Here is a 23,505-nt window from a genome sequence, read left to right on the forward strand (position 1 = left end):
TTTTAGTGAGACAAGGGGCTTAAGCCCCTTGTTTGGGAGCAAGCTCACAGCTAATCGGTATTAGCAAGTTATTAAGTGTCACAAGCGCATTTTAAATTTAAAAATTAAATCTCAAATTTAAAACTTAAAATTCAATCACCAAGAAGTTAAAAAATTCCAACCTTCCTTTTCTTGCGGTGTCTTTCCTTCTTTTTCTTCTAGTTCTTCTAGTTCTTCCGGTATCTTTAAATTTGTCTGTTGAATTAAATTATTATATTCTCCTGAATCAACCCATTTCAATAACTCGCCAGCCCGCATAACTACCCAAGAAAGCCCAGATTCTGTATAGCTTAATATTTTGGTGACTTTATCCACACTATCAAAGTTATTGGATGCAAACTCACGGGCTTGGATGAGAAAATCTTCAATTACAGCAGTAGTCAAGTACTCATCTGGTAAACCCGCGAGCTTCATCAGTGTAGTAGTTGCTACGTCAATATCTTGACAAGCAAGCAAAGCAGCCCGATCGGCAGTGAACCTAGCCATCATCCGCCAATTATACAAACCTAGTTCCATTCCACCAGCTACCAAGCCACCTACACCCAGTGTGGTACTGCTCAACAAATTTTTCAACGTTGGCATAACAATTGCCATTTGGTGATAAACCATGTGCTGACTCTTGATTCGAGCAACTTCATGTCCGAAAACGTAAATTAATTCATCCGAATCAAGCCACTCCATTGCATCTAAATTGATACCGACAAGGGGTTTTTCCACGCCAACAATGTAGGTTTGAATGTTACCTGTGCCTCGAAATAGATACAATTCAGGAAGTGGATCGACATCAAGAATTTGGCAAGTTTCTACAAATGCTTGATGTAATTGGGGAAAATTACGAGGTGAAATTCTGATTTCACTACCAAGGCTTTGCAGTCTGAGTAGGCGATCGATACCGTATTCGTTAATTTTTTTGAGTAGTAGGGAAACACCGGGCATATTTTGCAAAGAAGCCAAGGCTTTGCGATCGAAGGGGTGCTCGTAGGCTTTAGAACTTAGTCCACTTAATATTTTTCTCGTCATAGGTTTTGAGCTTTTAAATAGCAGTTTAGAAGCATTAGGCAAACTTGCACCACATTGTACTAAGCATTTTTCGCTATCTTACCCAGATAGAATAAACAGTAGGAGCGCGCAGATGTGCATACGTGTCAACTTAACGCTAAACCCGCTTGGTGACAACGTTTTGCCCTCACCCCCAGCCCCTCTCCCATCCGTGAGAGGGGAGCTAGATATTTGATTCCCCTTCTCCCTTGGGAGAAGGGGTTAGGGGATGAGGGCGTGAGGGATTTGCAAAACGCCTGTCCGATATAGTTTTCGGCTTAAGTTGACACTAATGAAAGATGTCCGCCCCTATGGGAAAATTTGGCAATTTACAATTGATCTATGCAAATTATTTATTGGCTATTAGTCGCCGTAATGGTTGTGGGTATTATTGGTGCTGTAGTTCCCGCGATTCCCGGTAGCAGCTTAATTTTAATTGCAATTATCATCTGGGGAATCGTTAGTAGTTCCTTTGCTGCTATCAAGATTCCACTAATTGTGACAATTGTAGTTTTACTGCTCAGTGTCGGAGTAGATTTTTTAGCTAGCTATGTAGGAGCAAAACAAGCAGGAGCTAGCAAGTGGGGGCAAATTGGCGCAATTGTCGGCTTAGTGGTAGGATTTTTGGGATTATTGCCAACTTTACCTTTTGGGGGGCCACTGTTAGGAATTTTACTAGGCCCCCTTTTGGGAGCAATTATTGGTGAGTACCTTTACCGGCGCGAATTTGGGTTGGCGGTTAAAGCGGGTATAGGAATTGTAGTTGGGTCTTTGGTTGGAAATTTGATTCAAGGGTTGTTAGCGATCGCCGCAGTTGTAGTTTTTGTTGTAACAACCTGGCCACAAGTCTTTGGCTCTTAGCATTTGAAAAATCTGACAGATTTGAGAACAGCGTTAATAGCTAGCAATTAACTATTTGTTACAAACATTCAATTTGAGCGCAAAGACTATCCGTAGTAAACAAATACAGCGGTTTCTCCCATTTATTCTATGAGAGGAACCGTTTCAGTAAATATTGGCAACTCGAAAGATTATAGATACACTGCATACTCCATTGAACTAAAATCTGGTTTAGTAGTATTAAGTATAAATAATTACTTTTTTTGGACATTATGCAGATAGTTTTGATTAAAGTCAGAGCTATTGTCAATAATTTAAACCCTAGAGAGTAAGAGATATACGAAGCGCAGATATGTAAGAAATTAAAATTTTATGAAGACTATTTATTAGTTGAAGATGTGATGAAGACCACTCAGTAAATATTGCAGGTTCTAAGTCTATGTGATTTTATGGAGATAAGAAATACATCACGCAAGTTTTGCTTTCACTGACAGTATTTTAGATAGATTACTGAATAGTAAAAGTCAAGCAATCAATTTCTCTGTTCCAGGTTATTATTAGGACTCTCAAAGGCTCATGATTAATTTTAAATCTAAATTACTAAACGCTACTCTGGCTGCTAGTTTTGCAATCCCTTTGGCAACTGCTGGGTTGTTTACATCTGCTGGTTCGGCTCAAGCTGTAACCTTGAACGGAAGTATTGGTCTTACTGGTACATCTATCGTTCCTAGTGATGGAATCAATCCAGCTACTACCAGTATTAAATTTGTCGATGTTGATAGTGTTGATACTGATGGTGATTTTGCAGCCTTCTCACCAAGCTTATCAGGCGCAGGTATTAACATTAACACTCTAAATTTAACCAAGATAGCTAATATATCAAACACAACAGCTACATATTCTACAGGCGTTTACACTCCGTTCATTAATTTCGGATCGCAAACCTTGGGTAGTACTACTGCGCTTCTCACTTTTGATCTAGATGATTCTGTAGTTACCAGAACTCGGAAATCAGCTACCAACATTAATGACGTAATATTGGATGGGATTACGGGGAAATTTAATTTCAATGGAAAAACTATTGGGGTTGGCAATTTGGGTGCTTCTCTTAATGGAAAAACAAGCGAGTACCACTTAACTCTCGAAGCAGTTAGCGTTCCTGAGCCAACCACAATGCTAGGTTTAGGTTTAGTTGGTGCTGGCATGGTTATGTCTCGCCGTCGCAAAAGTGTCATTCAATAGTCCTATCCTAAATATAAAAAAGTTACTTTTAATTGCTAAAAGTAACTCTAATTAATCTATTTCGATCTGGCTGGAATGCAAAATTTACCAACCAGGTCGAATTTTTTATACTGCCAGATAAATCTATATGAATGGTGAATTTTCTTAACCTTAGATAGACTTAAACTGACTGCAAAGAATTTTTAGCTTCGCTTGCGATCGCATCTACTTCATCATTAGCCAGAATTTCTAATATAGATTTGGCTTCTGGATTACCTAAACGAGCCAAGGCTTGTACAAGTCTGTAACGAATTTGCCAATCTGGGTTGGTAGCATAGGGAGCCAACAGAGGAACTGCTTGTACATCTCCCAAGTCACCCAAAGAACTAATAGCAGCAGTTTGGACTAATTCATTTTCTGATGAAAGTGCCTCTTTGAGTAGTTCAAAGGCTCGTGGATCGCCCAACTCTCCTAATGTAGCAATAATACTGAATTGTATTAGCCATTCCCCAGTTGTATGATAAAGCTGCTGTAAATCTTCAAAAGCTTCACGTAACTTTAGAGCGCCCAAGCAGTCTGCTGCTGCTGCTTGTACATCTACTTCGGAGTCATGAAGTAAGCGATCGCGCAAAATATCCAAGGATAACTGTAAATCCTGCGTTCCCAGTGTATCCATTTGACTAACTGCTGAGTAACGGACACGGGAATTGCGATCGCCAATAGCACTTTGAATTAATTCAAAGCCAATCGCAGGTTCCAATTCGCGGATTTGATTTACTGCACGTAAGCGATCGCCTAAATCCTCAGAACTGAGCAATTGCTTAACAGACTCCGGAGTAATACTCATTTAGTTATCCTTGATTTTCAAATGTATAAAAAAGACAGACGCGATTAATCGCGTCTCTATTTTTGGCTTTTGTACGCGATTAATCGCGTCTCTATTTTTGACTAATCTTGACTAGCAGCCATAGCCCGAATAATATCACCACGAGTGAGGATACCAATTACTTGACCTGCACTATCAAGTACTGGCAAGCGGTGAACGCTGCGATCGTGCATGATTGTAGCTGCTTCTTTTAAAGTTTTATTAGGGGAAATAGCGATCGGGTTTTTACTCATCACCTCCCCAACGGTTTGCCCTAGAGCCTTGTGCAAATCACGGTCATACGTAGCAGGATTTTTTAAATAGATAACACTATCAAGAAACATAATGTACGCAGGTGGAGTAACACCAGTTTCTTGCCACATCAAATCGGTTTCCGAGATAATGCCCACCAATTTACCGAGATCGTCCACAACAGGTAGTCCGCTGATATGGCGTTCTGCGAGAATTTGGATAGCTTCCTTGAGTGGAGTTTCCTCCCGAACAACAATAGGATCGCGGCTCATCACATCGGCAACGGTTTTAGGCATTTATTTGCTGACACCTTAAATCAAAGTCCCTGCGCCTATTGTAGAAAATTGCGGGACTCAACCTGATGCAATTAATAGATTGTTACGGGATTAGTAATTTCTCATTTGTCATTTGTCATTGGTCATTGGGCATTGGTTATTAATTATTCTCCTCTGCTCCCCTGCTCCCTCTGCTTCTTTCCTAGCCCTCAGTCCCTTTTAATGCAGCAATAATTTGAGTATTTGCTTTCGGAAAAGTAAAATGCTCCAGTTCTTCCAAAGTTACCCAGCGAATTTCATCGGATTCCAAAGGTTGGGGGATACCTGTAAGATGGCGGCAGTGATGTACTGTAAGGGTAACGCGCAAGTTTGTATAGCTGTGGTCAATAGTAATCAGATGCTCTCCCACTTCAATCACTATTCCCAGTTCTTCGGAAATTTCCCGTTGAATACATTCTTGGATGGTTTCACCAGCCTCAATTTTACCACCAGGAAATTCCCACAAACCACCCATTGCTCCTTCTGGACGACGGCGGTCAATTAAAATTTGCTTTTGGTCATTCCAAATTACTGCAACACCAATGATTTTATGGGGTGGGAAAGAACTGGTTTCACTCATAGTTGAATGGGGAGTAAGGAGTAGGGAGAGAATTGGTGAATTTTGACTCTTGACTAATAACAAAACTCGGCAGACTAGTTGTAACTCTGCCGAGTTTTGATTTATTGCAAAGGTCATTTAGCGCTGTTCGTTTATCCACAAATGTGAATTCATCATTTATAAATAAGCCTCTAATACCATATTCGGTTAAAGACTTATTATTCAGGCCGCAAAAAAGGTTTAGAGGAGAGATTTTTATGCTTTCTGCATAGGTTTGGGAGTTATAACTAACTAGCCTGACATCCCTGACATCATATAATTGATTGAATTAATCACAAAATTACAGGAGTTTACAGAGAAGCGAAATCAAAGACTCCGCGTTCCTCTGCGTTGAAATTTCAACCTGAATTTGTCACTAATTTTGGATATTTGAAAAAACTTAGCTAGATGTATAATTGGGGATTATTGGCAAACATTTAGCAGAGATTTATTTTCAATTCGTATCACTGTAACTCTGATTAGCTCTCAACCCAACAATATTGAATTTCCCAAATTTTACATTTCTAGTCAATTTCGCTGTTGTCGGTTTCAGATCCTTGTAGGGCCATTTCAAAATTCATTCTCTGTTCAGCGTTACGCAAGAAATAACCACTAATCATCGCAGAAGCAAGAAGCCTACCTAGATTTTCCCGATTTGTGGTTACAGTAACACCAAAGTGTTCTGAAGGTAGATTACCTAATAGTCCTGTAATATTCCGTTCCATCACCTGAAAGACTTCGGCAGACGTGGGTTTGGATAGCTGGGTAACTGTCTCTGGACTCAAGGATTTAACGTACTGCCAGAGTAAATCGTTAGTTTCTGATTCGCTATTAAAAAATTCTGAGACACGATTGGATGGGTTACTCATTTTTTAGCTCCTTAACTACCACTATTGGCTGCGGTGCTTGTGATTTGAATATTAAATGTCTGTTTTGGATTTGACTTAGTTATTTTGTCTTCCTGTCAACTAATGTAACAGCCTAGCGCAAGAGTGGAAGTAGGTGTAACCGTACCAAAGTCAGCGTATTTTCTCACCCTAATAAATAGGTGAGGAGTGGGGAGTTAATTACAAACTCATCACTCCTAACTTCTAACTTGCCAAATATTCATCCATGTTGGCTTTAGACTTGCGAAGTTTGCTTAAGGCTTCCCGTTCAATTTGGCGGACTCGTTCTCGACTGATGTTCAATATTTCACCAATTCTAGCCAGAGTCAGAGCTTGCCCATCAGTTAAGCCAAAGCGCAGTGTGATTACTTCCCTCTGTTGTGGTGTTAGATCGCCCATCAGACGATCTAAGTCATAAGATAGGGAAGATTGCATAACAAACTCTTCGGGAGAAGCTCCTGGATCTTCCAGCATTTCTCCGAGTTCGGTGTCGTAGTTATCACCCAGCCGCAAATCCAAAGAAAGAGGCAAACGCGCCTTTTCTAAATACTCTCGTACTTGTTTGGGGGTCAATTCTAATTCTTCAGCTAGCTCCCCAGCCGTAGGAGCGCGTCCCAATTTTTGAGACAGTTGGCGCTGTGCCTTTTTAATCTTATTTAATTTTTCGGTGATATGGATCGGCAGCCGAATAGTGCGAGCTTTTTCGGCTATAGCACGAGTAATCGCTTGCCGAATCCACCAATAGGCATAAGTAGAAAATCTGTACCCTTTGGTGGGGTCAAACTTTTCTACGCCCCGTTGCATACCAATGCTACCTTCTTGGATCAAGTCCAGTAAATCGACATTGCGCTTGATATATTTTTTGGCAACGGACACTACCAGCCGCAAATTGGCTTCTACCATCTTGCGCTTGGCAATTTCACCATCTGCGATCGCTTCGTTCAACTCTGCTGGTTCTAAGTTTGTTGCTGTGGCCCACTCTTCTAGAGTCGGTTGACGATCTAGCTGGGTGGCAAGAGATTCCCTTGATTCGTGCAAAGCACAGGAACGTTGCACCTGTTTACCATAGAAAATCTCTTCCTCGTGTGTTAACAGTGGCACACGGCCAATCTCACGCAGGTAAGTCCGCACGAGGTCTGTGGCTGTCTGAGCGGTCTTCATGGCGCTACTCTTTGGTAATGATGGGGTTGGCGGTAGGGTCATTAAGGGATAGATGCTTTCTTTATTTATTAGGGTGCTACCCAGTCAGACTGGGAACCCATGTTATGGTTTGCAACTTACGCGCCTGAGAAACTCGGCTGCTCATAATCATCAAATTTAGGCTTCTTAACTGCTAAAACTACAGTTATTTCCTAGTTTTCACAAGTATCTACAGTTAGATAAAAGGTTGCTTTTTAAACATTTTTTATGGAAGTCTTATTAAAAATTGTAACATTTATGAGAAGATTTTGGCTAGATAACGACATGAAATCTCCTGGTTTTTCCAGTTAATGCAACGTTGCCCTCTATCTTAAGGCTGACTAAAAGTCAATTTAAGAAATTATCTGGTTCAAATAATTTTCCTCATATTTGTTAAAGTATCTCAATGAGAACTATATTCATTCCCTTCTAACAATTGTTTAATTTTTTCTGAGAATTGGGCATGGGACATGGGGCATTAGTTATTTATTAATTATTCTCCCCTGCCCCCGTGCCCCCCTACATCCCTATTCCCTCGCAATCGGGCAGTACTCTTGGATAGTTTTTACATCCAAAGTCGTATTTTGTAAGGAACGGATGGCGGCGACGGTAGCTTTTGCACCGGCGATGGTAGTGATGATGGGAATTTTGTAAGCTAAGGCTGTGCGGCGGATTAACCTAGCATCAGTCTGGGCTTCTTCCCCTGAAGGTGTGTTGATAATAAGTTGGATCTTCTTGTTTTTGATCGCATCAAGCACGTGGGGACGACCTTCATGGAGTTTTAAGACTAATTCAATCTTTAGCCCCTGTTCCAGAAGAACTCGGCGTGTACCAAGGGTAGCCATCACTGTAAAGCCCAAATCGATAAATTCTTTCACCACACCACTTGCAGCAGCTTTATCGCGATCGCTCATTGATACAAATACAGTTCCCGTTAGCGGTAAACGCTCCCCAGCACCCAATTCCGCTTTGGCAAAGGCACGGCCAAAGTCGCTGTCAATCCCCATCACCTCACCAGTGGATCTCATTTCTGGGCCCAATATTGTATCAGTTCCTGGGAATTTATTAAAGGGTAATACTGCTTCTTTTACAGCAATATGTGTGGGAATGACTTCCTCAGTGAAATGTAGCTCCTCTAAGGTTTTCCCCGACATAATTAAGGATGCTAGTTTCGCTAACTGTATACCCGTTGCTTTAGATACAAAGGGCACTGTGCGTGAGGCGCGGGGGTTGGCTTCTAGAATGTAAACTTGGGGAGAATAGCTGCTTGCACCGACAACGGCAAATTGAATATTCATCAACCCTACGACTGACAATGCTTGTGCTAGCTGCACCGTCCAAGTGCGAATTTGATTGAGAACTGCTGGTGATAGGGAAATGGAAGGTAGGGAACAAGCAGAATCTCCTGAGTGAATTCCTGCTTGCTCAATGTGTTCCATGATGCCACCAATCACCACCCGTCCTGTATGATCTGCGATCGCATCTACATCGACTTCAATGGCGTTTTCTAAAAACTTATCAATCAAAATCGGATGTTCTGGTTCTATGAGTACCGCAAAGCTCATGTAGCGTTCCAACTCAGAATCGGAATAGACGATTTCCATCGCTCGTCCCCCCAACACATAGCTGGGACGCACCACCACCGGATAGCCAATGCGTTTGGCGACAATCAGCGCGTCTTCGTAACTCCGCGCGATACCATTAGGCGGCTGGGAAATATTCAACTGTTGGAGAATCTTTTCAAACCGCTCCCGGTTTTCTGCCATGTCGATGGAATCTGGCGATGTACCCCAAATTTTAGTGAGCAGTCCAGAAGTTTCATTTCTAAGAAATTCTTGTAATGGTAGAGCCAACTTTAGCGGTGTTTGTCCGCCAAACTGAATTATTACACCCACTGGATTTTCAGTTTCAATGATGTTAATAACATCTTCTTTTGTTAACGGCTCAAAGTAAAGGCGATCGCTGGTATCGTAATCTGTCGAAACTGTCTCTGGGTTAGAGTTGACCATAATCGTCTCATACCCCGCTTTCTTCAAGGCATAGGCGGCGTGACAACAACAATAATCAAACTCAATTCCTTGTCCAATGCGGTTGGGGCCACCACCCAAAATTAATACTTTTGGCTTGGTTGCGGGCATTACCTCTGTTTCTTCTTCGTAGGTAGAATAGTAGTAAGGAGTAAACGCTTCAAACTCAGCAGCGCAGGTATCTACGGTTTTGTAAACTGGGATAATCCCTAGTGATTTGCGGTAAGCGCGAACTTCATCTTCGGTGGTTTTGGTGGCATAAGCAATCTGGCGATCGCTATATCCGTCTCGCTTCACTTCATAAAGTTGCTCTTTTGTCAATTGCTGCAAAGGTGTCCGCTTCAGGAATTTTTCGACATCTAGCAGTTGCTGAAATTTATCTAGGAACCACGGGTCAATACCAGTTAGTTCATAGATTTCCTCAGCACTAATTCCTAGTTGCAAGGCATGGCGCACGGAGAAAATGCGATCGGGGTTAGGTGTCCGCAGTTGGGCGCGAATTTGTTCGCCACTAGGTAATTTTTCGGCTTTGTCGCAACCCCAACCAGCGCGTCCGGTTTCGAGCGATCGCAGTGCCTTTTGGAAGGATTCATTGAATGTCCGCCCAATTGCCATTGCTTCCCCGACTGATTTCATTTGGGTTGTCAGCACTGGGTCAGAACCGGGGAATTTTTCAAAGGCGAAGCGGGGGATTTTTGTCACTACATAGTCAATTGTCGGCTCAAATGACGCGGGAGTTTTCTTGGTGATGTCATTTTTAATTTCATCCAAGGTGTAGCCCACAGCCAATTTTGCAGCCATTTTGGCGATCGGGAAACCCGTGGCTTTGGAAGATAAAGCCGAACTACGGGAAACGCGGGGGTTCATTTCAATTACAACCACATCACCATTCAGCGGATTGACGGCAAACTGGATATTAGAACCGCCAGTTTCCACCCCGATCTCGCGGATGATTTTGATTGCCATATCCCGCAGCCTTTGATATTCTTTATCAGTGAGGGTTTGCGCGGGAGCGACGGTAATAGAGTCCCCTGTGTGAATGCCCATCGGGTCAAGGTTTTCGATGGAGCAGATAATCACCACGTTATCAGCCAAGTCACGCATCACTTCGAGTTCATATTCTTTCCAGCCTAGTAAAGACTGGTCAATGAGAATTTGCGAAACGGGGCTGGCATCTATACCCACTTGTGCCATTTCTTCAAATTCTTCTTGGTTATAGGCAATGCCACCGCCACTTCCTCCCATTGTGAAGGCAGGACGAATAATTAGGGGATAAGTACCAATTTGGCGGGCAACAGCTTTGGCTTCTTCTAAAGATTCAGCTGTGTCGCTAGGACAAACAGCTACCCCAATCCTTGCCATTGCTTCACCAAAAAGTTTTCGATCTTCGGCTTTTTCGATCGCTGGGAGTTTAGCGCCAATTAACTCAACGCCGTACTTTTCCAACACGCCATTTTTGGCTAAAGCAACGGCGAGATTGAGGGCGGTTTGTCCTCCCATCGTTGGCAGTAAAGCGTCGGGGCGTTCTTTCTCAATGACTTTTTCGACCAATTCCGGCGTCAGCGGCTCAATGTAAGTGCGATCGGCCGTTTCCGGGTCGGTCATAATCGTTGCAGGGTTGGAGTTGACCAAAACCACTTCATAGCCTTCTTCTCGGAGCGCTTTGCAGGCTTGAGTGCCAGAGTAGTCAAACTCACAGGCTTGTCCGATCACAATTGGACCAGAACCTAACAGTAGAATCTTCTGGAGGTCATCACGGCGGGGCATAGTCGTTGCCTTGGAATATGAGAATAGAAATCCTGATCATTTTAAGGGTCTTTACCCCCTCTGGTGCTTTTTATTATTAAGTTTTCTAAGTTTGATGACAGGAAGGAGTGGGGAACGGGGAGCAGGGGGGCAGGAGAGCAGGGAAGCAGAGGAGAATAATTAATAACCAATGCCCAATGCCCAACAATTATTTTGTATTTTTAATTTTATTTAATTATGAACCTAAAATTTCTAAAGCTTTTGCGAATCTTTATTATTTAATCTGATGAAACTTGCAATAAATGATGATTTATTTTGGTGTATATCTGCCTGCTTATTTATGCACAAATAGAGTACTTAGATAAAAATTTATCTTAACTAGCTAATTGCTAAATATTTTCAACGTTAAATATTATATAAATATGTTTACTTAGATTAAAAATGGCAGAGAAATAGGGATACCATTCTCTGCCATTTTTTATAATATTTTAATAGTTGGTGCTGCCAACTTTTCCTTTCAGTCTAGTTAGACAAATCTAGATTATGAAAATTTTAGCTTTGAGCCGCTTGGACAAACCCTAAAGTTAAGCTGTCTTTGGCGAGGAAGTGAGATAAATGATACGCACGTTCCTCAGTTTTCAACAAAATCTTTTCGTATAGATAGCGTGTGCCCCGATCGCCTAAACTCTCTGCCTGAGCGGCTTGGCGACGAATTACGCCAATGATTGCTTGTTCGGCAGCTAGGTCATTTTCCACCATTTGGCGAGAGGAATATACGCCTTCAGATTCTTGCTCAAAACAGGTTAATTCTGCTAATTTGCTGAAGGTAGCTACTGGCACACCACCCAGTCCATCCAAACGTTCTCCAATTTCATGAACGTGGTCTTGTACTTGGTTGTAGCTTTCGTTAAAAAACTCATGCAGAGAGTAAAATTCTGAGCCTTCAACTACAAAATGATGCTTTTGGTACTGCAAGTACAGTGCCTGGAAACTAGCTAATACAACGTTAAATCCTTCTGTAACTGGAGCGGTTACACTGCGATCCAGCAACACAGGATTGTCATATACATGACCAAAGTTCCGTAACAAAGTTTGCGTTTCAGACATTGTTCTCCTCGCTATTTAGCAATTATAGATTTTAACTGCTTATTCTTTACATATTAACATTTTCGCAATAATAGCAAGCCAATTTGCCATCACAAGATTTTGTATTTTTGTTTACTAAAAGTCTTAAGTTGATCGTTGGCTAAATTATGGCAAGCTCATCAAGTTGTGTATATTTCTCATTACTATTGACATAAAAAGTTAAATGTGCATATATTCCGAAAGAGTGAGGGGAGATAGAGAAGTAAATACCTCCTTGCCCTAATACTCCTTGTCATCCCCCGGATCTCTCTCATGGGACGATCGCAAGAATTTTATTTTTTTTGCAAAATTAATGAGAATTGTTTGCACTTAAGGTATGCTGGTTTTAAGAAGCTAGACTACTAAGATTTTCAAAAAGCAGGGAGTTAAATGGCGGTAGTTACTGCAAGTTTGTTGCACTTTGAGGGCAATTCTCTTGAAATCGCATAGTTCAGAAATAGAAATAAACCACCTTGTAGAGGTGAATTGGGTAGACCGCTGGCAAGTCTATCAACGCTTAGAGGAGTTAGACATTCCCTGTAGTTGTGCGGCTAACCAGCCATTAAAAGTTGAAATTAGCAATCCGACTGCGGCTGTTCAACTTTGGAGTGTAGTACAGCGATTTACAGCCTCTCGTCAAGACCAAATTTGGACTCTTGAGTGTTGCTGGAAAAGTCGCTATCAACAGTTCTAATTTTTTGCTACTGCTGAGAATATCTCGCTTAATAGCTTGTACTAGTTAAAAGGAGGTTAAAAAATGGGTGCATCTCACAATATGGAAGTATCAGAATTTTGCCTTGAGGGCAGATTTATAGATTTTGTGATTAAAGACGGCTATAAGCTGAAAGGTTTGCTGCTAGGTACTCATGAGGGTGAATGCTACATTAAACTTGCTAAACACTTACGGGCTGGTTTTGACTTGCGGCTACCAGCAGGTACTTGGCTACAAGTTGTTGGTTATAAAGAATACGATATAAAAAAAGACAAAGTTACACTGAAAGCTGAACGTGTGATGGCGGCGCGTTCTGAAATAGCAACAATTCAAACGATCGCAGCACCACAAGAACCCCCATCTATTGATAATGTCAAGGTAAAACCAGCTAAGGCTAAGGCCACTATTTTGGTATGTCAAAAGTCTGATTGTATGAAACGCGGTGGTAAAGCAGTTTGTCAGGCGTTGGAGGCGGCTTTAAGCGATCGCGGTTTAGAAGACCAAGTTACAATCAAGGGCACTGGTTGTATGAAGAACTGTAAAGCTGGGCCGAATTTAGTAATGCCAGATAAAACACGCCATAGCCGAATTCAAGCTGCACAGGTTCCAGCCTTGATGAATCAGCATTTTGGCGACAAAAATTTAGAAGCACAGCCTGAGAATTTAAGGAAAGTAGCGATATCTAATGGCAAACTTTGGGGAACTAGTTCATAAAATCTTGACATTTGAATGAGAAAGCTTAATAATATCTTCTCAAGTGTGTTCCGTTAATACTCGGCCGTAAAATCCGTTAGAAGTTTCCAATAAAATCAAAAAACTGGCTTTCATTAAGGCCAGTTTTTTGAATGAATAGAGTTTAAATTAAGCAATTTTTAACCGGAATGCTTCGGTAATTTGGAAAGATTCAAAGGGATGTGATTGATTGATGAATACGTAGACGCACTGAGGCTTGTTGTTAAACATCGCTTACAGTGGAAGCGTCAATCATCAATGACTTAAAAACAAATGCCACACACCCCGCAGTGGATATACATCGTTTTTTTGACATTTTCTACGATAGTCATGATTTTTGTATTCCGTCATGACTGGAATCGCCTCGCTAAACTCTACAGCACCCAAGAAGCGCCGCCACAAAACTTCTCCCGAATGCAAAGCGGTTCTGTGGGTTTGGTGTATTACAAAGGAACTTTAAACGTTGGTACAAATCCTCAAGGGATTTATCTGAGTATTTTCCCGTTGTTTAGCTTGGGACTTACGCCGTTGTTGATTCCCTGGGGTTCTATTAGGAAGATTGAACCTGCTAACCAACTTTTTATTGAGCGTTTTCGTTTGTATCTTAGTTCTCCAAAAGTCAAACTGATTTTAAGCAAAGATATTTTGGAACCAGCTAAAGAATTTTTAGCCACACAGGGATTTGAGTGGATTTAGACAAATCTCTTTTTTACCTGGCTGATAACGTAGGGATACATCATTGCGGCAAGCTACGTCTACGAAATGCTGCTTGTCATCACAAAGGTAATAATCCATTGCAATCATTTTCAAATGGGGATTAGAACCGCAAAACAGCATTGATTCCTAAAGCGAGAGACAGTATCATGCCTCTATGACAGTTCCACAATGACACCTGCGGAGTTTTTGCAATCTATTGGAGCATTGTCATGAGCAACCTGAGCGTCCAACTTCCTGACTCTTTGTACAAAAGTTTGCAGGAACTTGCCAAACAAGACGGCATTTCTATCGATCAGTTTGTGGCGACAGCAGTTGCGGAAAAAATCGCTGCACTAACAACTGAAATTTATCTAGGGAAGTTAGCAAAGCGAGGCAGTCGAGAAAAATACGACGCAGTTTTAGCGAAAGTACCAGATATTGAACCGGAATCTTACGATCAATTACCGACAGCCTAACAAAGCAGTGCAGGGTATTTACCTTTAGGGGTAATTTTTCCCAAGTGTTTGCAAGAGTTTTGACTTAAGCAATGCCTGCGGTTCTTACTAGCCTACGCCTAAGATTTGTCATGAGAAAGGTAAAGTAGTAGTAGCGTAGACGTAGCCCACCGCAGGCATCGCTTCATATTTGTAGGCAATTAGGTTTAGCCCAGTCTCCCGAATACAAGTTAACTGGGATATTGCGCTTACTCGTTTTTGTGCCAGAGTTTGAAATCTCAGGCTCATAGTGTAAGTCCACTCAAATAGACTTGCACTATGAGAGAGAGAATTGATTAGCAGTTTGTTGTTGGGACTTGTAGGTTTTCTGGGGGGGTAGGTTGAAAATTATATGACTTCGTTAGAGAAGACTGCAACAACTTTAAGATGAATGTAGCTTGCAGATGATTGGGCAAGACAGTTAAAAAGTCATTTAGGTCTTGGATAGCTTCACTAATAGATTCTGAGGAAGCACCCTTTAATAAAGCATAGCGATATAAGTGGTCTGCTTCTTGAGTATATTGAGCAGCCAAGTAGTAAAGAGCTAAATTAAAGGCATTATGCCAGTCTTTAGCATCTTTTTTACAATGCTCTGTGGCAAGCTTGATGGCAGGCACTAGGCAAGTTCGTGCATTGTCTGGTTGCTTAATAGCCAAGTAGACTAAAGCGCGATTATACACAGCATCTTCATAGCGTTTTTCCTCATAAGCTTTTAACATATTTGCTAAGTGCTTACCCCAATACTTAACTTCCGCAGAATCCCCATCTTTACCAGCCTGAAGCATTGTTTTTGCATATTGCTGGGCAAAAGTTGGTTGATTTTTGAGTAGAGCAAGAAACTCATTAAGAGCTATAGATAAATTTCTTTGCGGTGACTGACATAATTTATGGTACAAAACGTTTAATGTGTGACTTTGCCAGCTAGGATCGCGCTGTTTGTTATCTTCCTCTAATTGCAAATCGTTCCGTAGGCTGTCATAATATTGTGCCAACTTCCCATGTATGTCAGCCCAACCTTGCGGCGATGAATGGCGTTTGTGGCATAACATTTGGGTTTTGACCACATCATGATAAACCCAGCCGTTGCTATGTTCTTTGAGAAAAGATGTTTCTTTGAGCCAAGTAAATAGCTCATCAGCTTCTTCTTCCGATCTTAACTTGGCTATTACATCCCGGTTCAAACACCGAGGAATAGCAGCATCAAGCGCCACTTGTCGCCGTTTAGGATCGTCAATCCATCTTAAAAAGCTTTTTACAGCACTGCTGCTAGGCTCAATTACCTGGTTGGGGTCATTAGGACGAGCATCTGCTAACATTTCCATTAGCAGGGGTAAGTTTCCAGAAACGTTTTCAATCACTTCAATAATGCGATTGTCCGTAATGCCTTTGCGAGTTAGATATTGTCGGGCTTCTTCTTCTGTAAAGGGTTCCAGAGGTAAACGAACTATTAATTCCTCGTAGGATGCCCAGTTATTTTTATCTAATTCTTGCCGACCGGCGATGATTATTAATATATTGGCAGATACTTTACCGTGCTGGTTCTCAAAAATTTCCCGTAGCCAGTTATCTAGGAATTCTTCGGTGCGCTCTGAGGTATCGAAAAACAGGAATAAAGGAGTTTTATCAGCAATTTTAGAAATATCTTGCAAAAATAGCGGGGTCAGAACTTCTTCAGGTTCTTTAACTAATTGCACTTCATCTCTATTTGTTATTTTTTTAGCAACATAAGAAGCCCATTCTCCAGCTTGGGTAGCCAAAGCATCCTCATTTACAAAATCAAATACAGCACCGCCAACTGGAACTCGACGCGCCAGATGCACACTAGTTTTTACTATAGTTTTCCCGACAAAAGCGGAAAAACCTTGAGGAGCATCTGGATCTGTTTCTAATTCTTGGCACTTTTGGCGGTAAACTTTGTAGCGATCGCTAAACTGCGTTAGTTTATAACTTTGCTGTTCTAACTCCTCAGCTAAACGACCCATGACTTCTGGTATAGTTTTTTCAGCTTCATCAACATAAGCCGAAATCATTTTTGCATCGTCAGCAATTTTACGAAACTGTCGCAGCAAGGTACTTTTACCAATTCCGCCTTGACCACAAACGTTAAACAAAAAACAACGGCGATTGTCTTCTAGGGGTAGTGCTAAATTGTGGCGAAATTGGTTTATTTGGTCTTCACGACCGATAAAATTTGATTGTTGACGTTGCTTAACAATATCTTGTAGGCTTTTAGGCTTATCTTGTGCGTTCATAATAAGATTTAATTTTGAAGCGTCTATGTTTATAGACAGAACTACTAAATATAAATGCTGTATTTCGGAATTTTCTCAACTTTTTTGAGGTAATTTTTAGGCGTTGACCTTTTGAGGCTCGAAGTTGACCTTTTGAGGCTCGAAGTTGACCTTTTGAGGCTCGATGTTGACCTTCTGAGGCTCGATGTTGACCTTCTGAGGCTCGATGTTGACCTTCTGAGGCTCGACGTTGACCTTCTGAGGCTCGACGTTGACCTTCCGAGGCTCGAAGTTGACCTTCTGAGGCTCGATGTTGACCTTTTGAGGCTCAATGTTGACCTTCTGAGGCTCGATGTTGACCTTCTGAGGGTCAAAAATGCCTTGGCGATTAGAAATCGCGGCTATACAGACTTGTGTTGAGCGGAGTCGAAATACAAAACCCGCACTTCTCTACGAGACGCTGCGCGAACGACAAGCTCAGTAACCACCTGCGCGGGTTTCAAAAATCTTTGGATACAAAATGCAAAAACTGCATAACATCAGAGTTTTTGCAATCTATTGGAGCATTGTCATGAGCAACCTCAGCGTCTAATTTCCTGACTCTTTGTACAAAAGTTTGCAGGAACTTGCTAAACAAGACGGGATTTCTATCGATCAGTTTGTGGCGACAGCAGTTGCGGAGAAAATCGCTGCACTCACAACTGAAATTTATCTAGGGGAGTTAGCAAAGCGAGGCAGTCGAGAAAAATACGACGCGGTTTTAGCGAAAGTACCAGATATTGAACCGGAATCTTGCGATCGCTTAATATTTGTATGCAATTGAGTTGAGCGATCACCTGCACATTGTCATGAAAAGGAAAAATCGCTTAATATTTAGCTGTGTCACGTCACTACAAATTTTTAATATTTGTAAATCGCTCATCGGAGTCTTAACTAGAATCTTCTTCAAGTCTGCTACCTTTTCGACTCTTTAAGATTCGCCCGTTCAAGATTCGCCCCTTCAAGATTTGCCCCTACAAGAAACGCCCGTAGAAGATTCGCCTCTTCAAGATTCGCTCGTGCAAGATTTGCCCCTTCAAGATTCGCTCGTGCAAGATTCGCCTCTTTAAGATTCGCCCTTTCAAGATTCGCCTCTTTAAGATTCGTTCGTACAAGATTCGCCCCTTCAAGATTTGCCTCTTCAAGATTTGCTCTTTTAAGATTCGCTCGTACAAGATTCGCTCCTTTAAGATTTGCATTTTCAAGATTCGCCCTTTCAAGATTCGCCTGAACAATATCTTTAAAAACTAAAACGCAACCTTGTAAATCCAAAAAACTCAGGCAATTCAAGCAAAACACATCAGTATTAGTAGTGATTCTTTGCCCTTGCAAGCGGGAAATCCAGATACCGAAAGCTTCAGGAGTATGCCATTGAATCTTTGAAACTGTCTCTGTCACTCTAGCGCAAGCATTTAACACAGCCAACAGCGCTTCTTCTGCATTTCGTGCTTGTCTGTTTTCTTCTTGAAAATCAGGTCTGGGAGTCAAGCGTTCCATCGGCATTCCATGATGCAACATAAAACCAATCAGATGGCATAATGTCTGCTGCCAATTGCCAACATCCGATGCATTCTGTAAACGCATTTCATCCGCAACAAACTTAAAAAGGTATTCATCTATATGGGATGCACCGCACAGAATTGCCCACCTTTTTAAAGCCTCGCGCTCATCCCATCCTTCGTCTGGATCGTTCTGGCGAGCCTTCAGCTTTTTATGAATAAGTCTAACTTCTCGCACGATGCGTTTTCCTGCCAAGTATTCACCAAAACTTTTGTGAGTAAATTCAAAAGTTTTTTCCTGTTCCTTAACTCCACTCTCACGAAAATAAAAGGCAATCAAAAGACGAATTACGCCTAATTTTGCACTTTTCTGAAACTTGTCTAAAAGACGTTTTAAATTACCGTTTTCACAATGGGCTTCAATTTCTCTGACTGTTGTTGTTCGTCCATCTCCATGCCAAGAAGCTAAAGCAATTTCTTCCAAGATGCGAACAAAGTCTGTTTCCTCAATTCCACGAATAGCCGGATGTTGATAACCAGCCCAACCACGCTGATAAACTGCCGTGAGTAAATTTGCATAAATTGCATTTAGATTGCCGTCTGTAGGAAATTTATTTTGCTGGTTAAAACTCAATGCCACCAGGTAATTCAGTAAGGGTTGGGCAGTAATTTCTGTAAGGTTATCTTGGTTTAACTCTTGTGGTAAACCATCATAAGCTCGTCCGCTAGCATTGCCGTATTTCTGCCACCAAATTTGACGTTGATCTTGCTGCAACAAGTTTTGATCGTCAATGTAATTATTTCTTTCATCTTCAGTCACAAAATAAGGCAATATATGCAAGATTTGCTGTGGTTTGCGAAAGTCGCTAATATTTGCTTGCACTACCAGTTCTCGACTACTGATTAATACTTGTAAGCAATTTTCACGCGCATTAAAGCGCTCTACTTTTCTTTGGACTTCGCGCACAAATTGTTTAGCAGTTTCAGTGGCAATTTTGCCCTGTATGGCAAGCTCATCCAAACCATCAAATATAATGAGTAAGCGTGAATCAGCCTTATCTTTATCTAGCGGATTATATTTGAGAAAGCCATCGTCTCGCACAAACTTACCAACTGCATCAACTAAGTCATCCGAGGGTTCAAAATGGTGCAAGGGAATAAATAAAACTGGAATTTTCCCTTTTTGTGCTTGGTTAGCTGCAAAGATTTTGGCAAAGGAGGATTTACCACTTCCTGGGCCACCACTAATCACTCTAATTGCATCATGGCAATCGCCTTTTTCTAACCAAGCTTCTAGTTCAATTTCTAAGTCAAGAACAATTCGCTGATATTTATCATCATCTCTCACGCTGCGTTCAAATTCTTCTGATTTTTCACCTGCAACTTTCCGCTTATAGTAGGCGTGTAAAGGAACATAAACCTGTTTTAAACTAAAAGCTTCTAAAAACATCGGTTCTTCAATCTGTTTTTGTAGCCAAGCTAAATAACACTGCCATGACTGTTCCCGTTTATTGGCTTGAGTAAAGGGGGTATCCAGTTCTTCTTTTAAACAAGCATATTTCTCTGGATGTTTTGCCCACTCTTCATGTAAAGCAAATACAAAATAGGTAGGAAGACGATGACTAATTGTTAGTGCCTGTGCCGGATTGACGCTAAAGTATTTTAACCAGTCGGCAAAAGCAGTTTTAATCACTTCCAAAATGGGCAACTCTTTAGGACGGTTAAAAAAATCTTGGTCAATACGCAATTCTATACTTTCTAGGGAATCGTTGAGGCGATCGCACAATAGCTCAAGATCGCTCTCGTTTGGTTTTTCAAACAGTAACTCTTGATTTCCTTTTATCAAACTAACTATTGCTTCTACCAAAGAACGGTAAATTAGTAACCAAGCAACTTCCTCTGGTGCTGATCCTAAACCTAGTGCTGCTGTAGCTTCTACTGCATCTTTGGCTACTTCTCCCCACTGACCTAAGACCCCATTTATCACACCTTTTCCTAGTGATTTGAATAGTTCTTTAAAGTCAGCGTTAATGGGTTTATTCCATAATGCAACAGGTTTGCTAACTGAAAATCCAGAGGTATTGCTCATAGCTGTTGTATGACGCTGGTAGATGTACCGAGTTCGTATATTTCAACAAGGTTTTATCAGATTTTTCCTGAAAACCAGTAGTAAATTTAACAATTTATCTAGATATACTTCTAATTTCAGCCTCAAAGGCTCAACATTGGGGATAAAAGGCTCAACGCTGAGGTTCAAAGGCTCCGCTTAATATTTGTATGTAATTGGGTTGAGCGATACCTGGGTTGGGCTACGCACACGCAAAGAAGTTTTAACTTAGAGAAGACTGCAATAACTGTCGTATAGATGTAGCCTGCACATGGTCAGGGAAGACGGTTAAAAAATCATCTAGGTCTTGGATAGTTTTACGAACAGATTCTGAGGAAGCACCCTTCGATAAGGCATAGCGATATAACCGCTCTGCTGGTTGAATATATTGAGCAGCTAAATAGTAAAGGGCTAAATTAAAGGTGTTAGACCAGTCTTCAGCATCTTTTTCGTAATGCTGTTTAGCAACGTTGATAGCAATTGCTAGGTCAGCCCATGCTTTATCTGGTTGGTTAAGGGCTTGGTAGGCTAAAGCGCGATTATATAAATACCAATTACTGTCAGAATGTAAGTCAATAGCGCGGTTAAAATCTACAAGAGCCTCATTATATAGCTTCAGCATCAGATAAGTTTGACCGCGATGGGCGATCGCCGAGTCAAGTTTAGGGTTAAGTTCGATTGCGCGGTCAAAATCTTCTAGGGCTTCTGGGTAACGCTTCATTAATCGGTAAGTTTGACCGCGACGTGCGATCGCCCAGTCATATTTGGGGTTAAGTTCAATATAAAGGTTCTCTTCATAAGCTTTTAACCCATTTGCTAATTGCTCACCCCAACGCTGAACTTCGGCAGAATCGGCATCTTTACCAGCCTGAAGCATGGTTTCTGCATATTGTTGGGCAAATTTGCGTTGATTTTTGAGTGCAGCAAGAAATTCATTGAGAGATACAGACAAATTTCTTTGCGGTGACTGACATAAATTGTGGTAGAACACGTTTAATGTGTGGCTTTGCCAGCTAGGATCGTGCTGTTTATTCTCTTCGTCCAATTGCAGATCGTTTCGCAGGTTTTCATAATAGTCTGCTAACTTGCCATGTATGTCAGCCCAACCCTGCGGCGATGAAAGGCGCTTGTGGCGTAACATTTGGGTTTTGACGACATCATGATAAGCCCAGCCATCAGAGCGTTCATTGACAAAGGATGTTTCTTTCAGCCAAGTAAATAGCTCATCTGCTTCTTGTTCTCCTCTCAACTTGGCTATAACATCCCGATTCAAGCACCGAGGAATGGCAGCATCAAGCGCCACTTGTTGCCGTTTAGGGTCATCAACCCATTTTAAAAAGCGTTCTACAGCAGTGCTGTTAGGTTCAATTACTTGGTTGGGGTCATTGGGATGAGCATCTGCTAGCATTCCTACTAGCAGGGGTAAGTTTCCAGAAAGGCGCAAAATCACTTCAATAATGCGATTGTCTGTAATGCTTTTGCGAGTTAGATATTGTTGGGCTTCTTCTTCTGTAAACTGTTCCAGAGGGAAACGAACTATTAACCCCTCGTAAGGTGCCCAATGATTTTTATCTAATTCTTGCCGACCGGCGATCGCTATCAATATATTGAGAGATACTTCACCATGGCGACCCTCCAAAATTTCTCGTAGCCAGTTATCTAAGAATTCCCCGGTGCGTTCGTATGTATCAAAAAACAAAATAACAGCAGTTTCTTTTGCAATTTTAAAAATATCTTGCAAAAATAACGGGGTCAGAACTTCTTCAGGTTCTTGAACTAATAGCACTTCATCTTTATTTGTTATTTTCTTTGCAACATAAGAAGCCCATTCTCCGGCTTGGGTAGCAAAAGTATCCTCATCTACAAAGTCAAATTCAGCACCGTCAACGGGAACTCGACGCGCTAAACGCACACCAGTTTTAAAGACAGTTTTTCTCACAAAAGCCGAAAAGCCTTGAGGAGCATCTGGATCGGTTTCTAATTCTTGGCGCTTTTGACGGTAAACTTTGTAGCGTTCTGTAAACTGCGTTAGTTTATGACCTTGCCGTTCTAACTCCTCAGCTAGACGACCCATGACTTCTGGTATAGTTTTTTCAGCTTCATCGATGTAAGCCGAAATAATTTTTGCTTCATCAGCAATTTTACGAAACTGTCGCAGCAAGGTACTTTTACCAACTCCGCTTTGACCCCAAACGTTATATACAAAACAACGGCGATCGTCTTCTGGGCGTAATGCTAAATTTTGGCGAAATTGGTTTACTTGGTCTTCACGACCCACAAAACCTGATTGTTGACGTTGCTTAAGAATATCTTGTAGACTCTTGGGCTTGTTTTGTGGGTTCATTACAAGATTCAATTTCGGGATATTAATGTTTATAGAATAACTACTAAATATAAATGCTGTATTTCGGAATTTATTAAACTTATTTTAGGTAATTTTGACGTGTAACCTTAATTTAATTCCAATTTTGACCTTCTGAGGCTCGACGTTGACCTTCTGAGGCTCGACGTTGACCTTCTGAGGCTCAATGTTGACCTTCTGAGGCTCAACTTTGACCTTCTGAGGCTCGACTTTGACCTTCTGAGGCTCAATGTTGACCTTCTGAGGCTCAACTTTGACCTTCTGAGGCTCAACTTTGACCTTCTGAGGCTCAACTTTGACCTTCTGAGGCTCAACGTTGACCTTCTGAGGCTCAACTTTGACCTTCTGAGGCTCGACGTTGACCTTCTGAGGCTCAAAAATGCCCTGGCGACTGAGAAGTCGCGGCTACACAGACAAAACCCGCCTGCGCGGGTTCCAAAAATCTTTGAATTCAAGACGCAAAAAGGGCATAACATTGTTATGCCCCTACAAATGAGGTGTA

General features: G+C 41.5%; 20 protein-coding genes. 8 read left to right on the forward strand and 12 right to left on the reverse strand.

Annotated features, from left to right (window positions below; translation table 11 throughout):
• Positions 1-135 precede the first annotated feature (135 nt).
• Positions 136-1,059: a M48 family metallopeptidase gene (locus V7K84_RS05725; RefSeq protein WP_334836861.1), complete on the reverse strand. Its 924-nt coding sequence runs from the start codon at positions 1,057-1,059 to the stop codon at positions 136-138.
• A 360-nt stretch (positions 1,060-1,419) separates the two neighbouring features.
• On the opposite strand from V7K84_RS05725, the gene V7K84_RS05730 reads away from it, so the two are divergent.
• Both V7K84_RS05730 and V7K84_RS05735 read left to right on the forward strand, forming a co-directional pair.
• Entirely contained in the window at positions 1,420-1,938 is a 519-nt protein-coding gene (locus V7K84_RS05730) for a DUF456 domain-containing protein (protein WP_334836862.1), read from the forward strand.
• A 555-nt stretch (positions 1,939-2,493) separates the two neighbouring features.
• Positions 2,494-3,159 carry a PEP-CTERM sorting domain-containing protein gene (locus tag V7K84_RS05735; RefSeq protein ID WP_334836863.1) on the forward strand — a complete coding sequence of 222 codons (666 nt, stop codon included), beginning with the start codon at positions 2,494-2,496 and terminating at the stop codon, positions 3,157-3,159.
• Between the two features lie 160 nt (positions 3,160-3,319).
• On the opposite strand, the gene nblB is transcribed toward V7K84_RS05735, so the two are convergent.
• The 7 genes from nblB to V7K84_RS05770 form a co-directional block, all read right to left on the reverse strand.
• Positions 3,320-3,985 carry a phycobilisome degradation protein NblB gene (gene nblB, locus V7K84_RS05740; RefSeq protein WP_334836864.1) on the reverse strand — a complete coding sequence of 222 codons (666 nt, stop codon included), beginning with the start codon at positions 3,983-3,985 and terminating at the stop codon, positions 3,320-3,322.
• 101 nt (positions 3,986-4,086) lie between these two features.
• Positions 4,087-4,551 (reverse strand): CBS domain-containing protein, encoded by a 465-nt coding sequence (locus tag V7K84_RS05745; RefSeq protein WP_334836865.1) that lies wholly within the window; start codon positions 4,549-4,551, stop codon positions 4,087-4,089.
• A gap of 181 nt (positions 4,552-4,732) precedes the next feature.
• Positions 4,733-5,149 carry an 8-oxo-dGTP diphosphatase MutT gene (gene mutT / locus V7K84_RS05750; protein WP_334836967.1) on the reverse strand — a complete coding sequence of 139 codons (417 nt, stop codon included), beginning with the start codon at positions 5,147-5,149 and terminating at the stop codon, positions 4,733-4,735.
• A gap of 542 nt (positions 5,150-5,691) precedes the next feature.
• On the reverse strand, positions 5,692-6,036 hold the full coding sequence (locus tag V7K84_RS05755) for a DUF760 domain-containing protein (protein WP_099102117.1): 345 nt from the start codon (positions 6,034-6,036) through the stop codon (positions 5,692-5,694).
• 222 nt (positions 6,037-6,258) lie between these two features.
• Positions 6,259-7,215, reverse strand: coding sequence for an RNA polymerase sigma factor, RpoD/SigA family (locus V7K84_RS05760; protein ID WP_094348517.1), 957 nt, complete (start codon positions 7,213-7,215; stop codon positions 6,259-6,261).
• A gap of 545 nt (positions 7,216-7,760) precedes the next feature.
• The gene (carB, locus tag V7K84_RS05765; protein ID WP_334836866.1) at positions 7,761-11,027 is read right to left on the reverse strand and encodes a carbamoyl-phosphate synthase large subunit; all 3,267 of its coding nucleotides are present in this window, start codon (positions 11,025-11,027) and stop codon (positions 7,761-7,763) included.
• A gap of 531 nt (positions 11,028-11,558) precedes the next feature.
• Entirely contained in the window at positions 11,559-12,113 is a 555-nt protein-coding gene (locus V7K84_RS05770) for a Dps family protein (RefSeq protein ID WP_322669776.1), read from the reverse strand.
• A gap of 454 nt (positions 12,114-12,567) precedes the next feature.
• Between V7K84_RS05770 and V7K84_RS05775 the strand changes: the two genes are divergently transcribed.
• The 4 genes from V7K84_RS05775 to V7K84_RS05790 all read left to right on the forward strand — a co-directional run bounded on the left by V7K84_RS05775 (position 12,568) and on the right by V7K84_RS05790 (position 14,747).
• Positions 12,568-12,825 (forward strand): Asr1405/Asl0597 family protein, encoded by a 258-nt coding sequence (locus tag V7K84_RS05775; protein WP_334836867.1) that lies wholly within the window; start codon positions 12,568-12,570, stop codon positions 12,823-12,825.
• Between the two features lie 63 nt (positions 12,826-12,888).
• Positions 12,889-13,557 carry a (2Fe-2S) ferredoxin domain-containing protein gene (locus V7K84_RS05780; protein WP_334836868.1) on the forward strand — a complete coding sequence of 223 codons (669 nt, stop codon included), beginning with the start codon at positions 12,889-12,891 and terminating at the stop codon, positions 13,555-13,557.
• 348 nt (positions 13,558-13,905) lie between these two features.
• Positions 13,906-14,271: a hypothetical protein gene (locus V7K84_RS05785; protein ID WP_334836869.1), complete on the forward strand. Its 366-nt coding sequence runs from the start codon at positions 13,906-13,908 to the stop codon at positions 14,269-14,271.
• Positions 14,272-14,501: 230 nt separating this feature from the next.
• Positions 14,502-14,747, forward strand: coding sequence for a toxin-antitoxin system HicB family antitoxin (locus V7K84_RS05790; RefSeq protein WP_334836870.1), 246 nt, complete (start codon positions 14,502-14,504; stop codon positions 14,745-14,747).
• A gap of 108 nt (positions 14,748-14,855) precedes the next feature.
• Here the strand turns inward: V7K84_RS05790 and V7K84_RS05795 are convergent, their stop codons facing one another.
• Positions 14,856-15,014, reverse strand: coding sequence for a hypothetical protein (locus V7K84_RS05795; protein ID WP_334836871.1), 159 nt, complete (start codon positions 15,012-15,014; stop codon positions 14,856-14,858).
• Positions 15,015-15,061: 47 nt separating this feature from the next.
• Complete coding sequence (locus V7K84_RS05800) at positions 15,062-17,017, reverse strand: ATP-binding protein (protein ID WP_334836872.1); 1,956 nt, start codon at positions 17,015-17,017, stop codon at positions 15,062-15,064.
• A 111-nt stretch (positions 17,018-17,128) separates the two neighbouring features.
• Here V7K84_RS05800 and V7K84_RS05805 point away from each other — a divergent pair, with 111 nt between their 5' ends.
• Positions 17,129-17,416, forward strand: a complete 288-nt coding sequence (locus tag V7K84_RS05805) for a hypothetical protein (protein WP_334836873.1) — start codon at positions 17,129-17,131, stop codon at positions 17,414-17,416.
• Between the two features lie 184 nt (positions 17,417-17,600).
• A complete protein-coding gene (locus V7K84_RS05810; RefSeq protein ID WP_334836874.1) occupies positions 17,601-17,819 on the forward strand; it encodes a toxin-antitoxin system HicB family antitoxin in 219 nt (72 codons plus the stop codon).
• A 131-nt stretch (positions 17,820-17,950) separates the two neighbouring features.
• Here V7K84_RS05810 and V7K84_RS05815 read toward each other — a convergent pair whose 3' ends face one another.
• Complete coding sequence (locus tag V7K84_RS05815; protein WP_334836875.1) at positions 17,951-20,623, reverse strand: pentapeptide repeat-containing protein; 2,673 nt, start codon at positions 20,621-20,623, stop codon at positions 17,951-17,953.
• Positions 20,624-20,864: 241 nt separating this feature from the next.
• A complete protein-coding gene (locus V7K84_RS05820; RefSeq protein ID WP_334836876.1) occupies positions 20,865-22,985 on the reverse strand; it encodes a tetratricopeptide repeat protein in 2,121 nt (706 codons plus the stop codon).
• Positions 22,986-23,505 lie beyond the last annotated feature (520 nt).

Origin of the sequence: Nostoc sp. (assembly GCF_036917315.1) — a bacterium.
In the GTDB taxonomy this organism is placed as follows: Bacteria; Cyanobacteriota; Cyanobacteriia; order Cyanobacteriales; family Nostocaceae; genus Nostoc.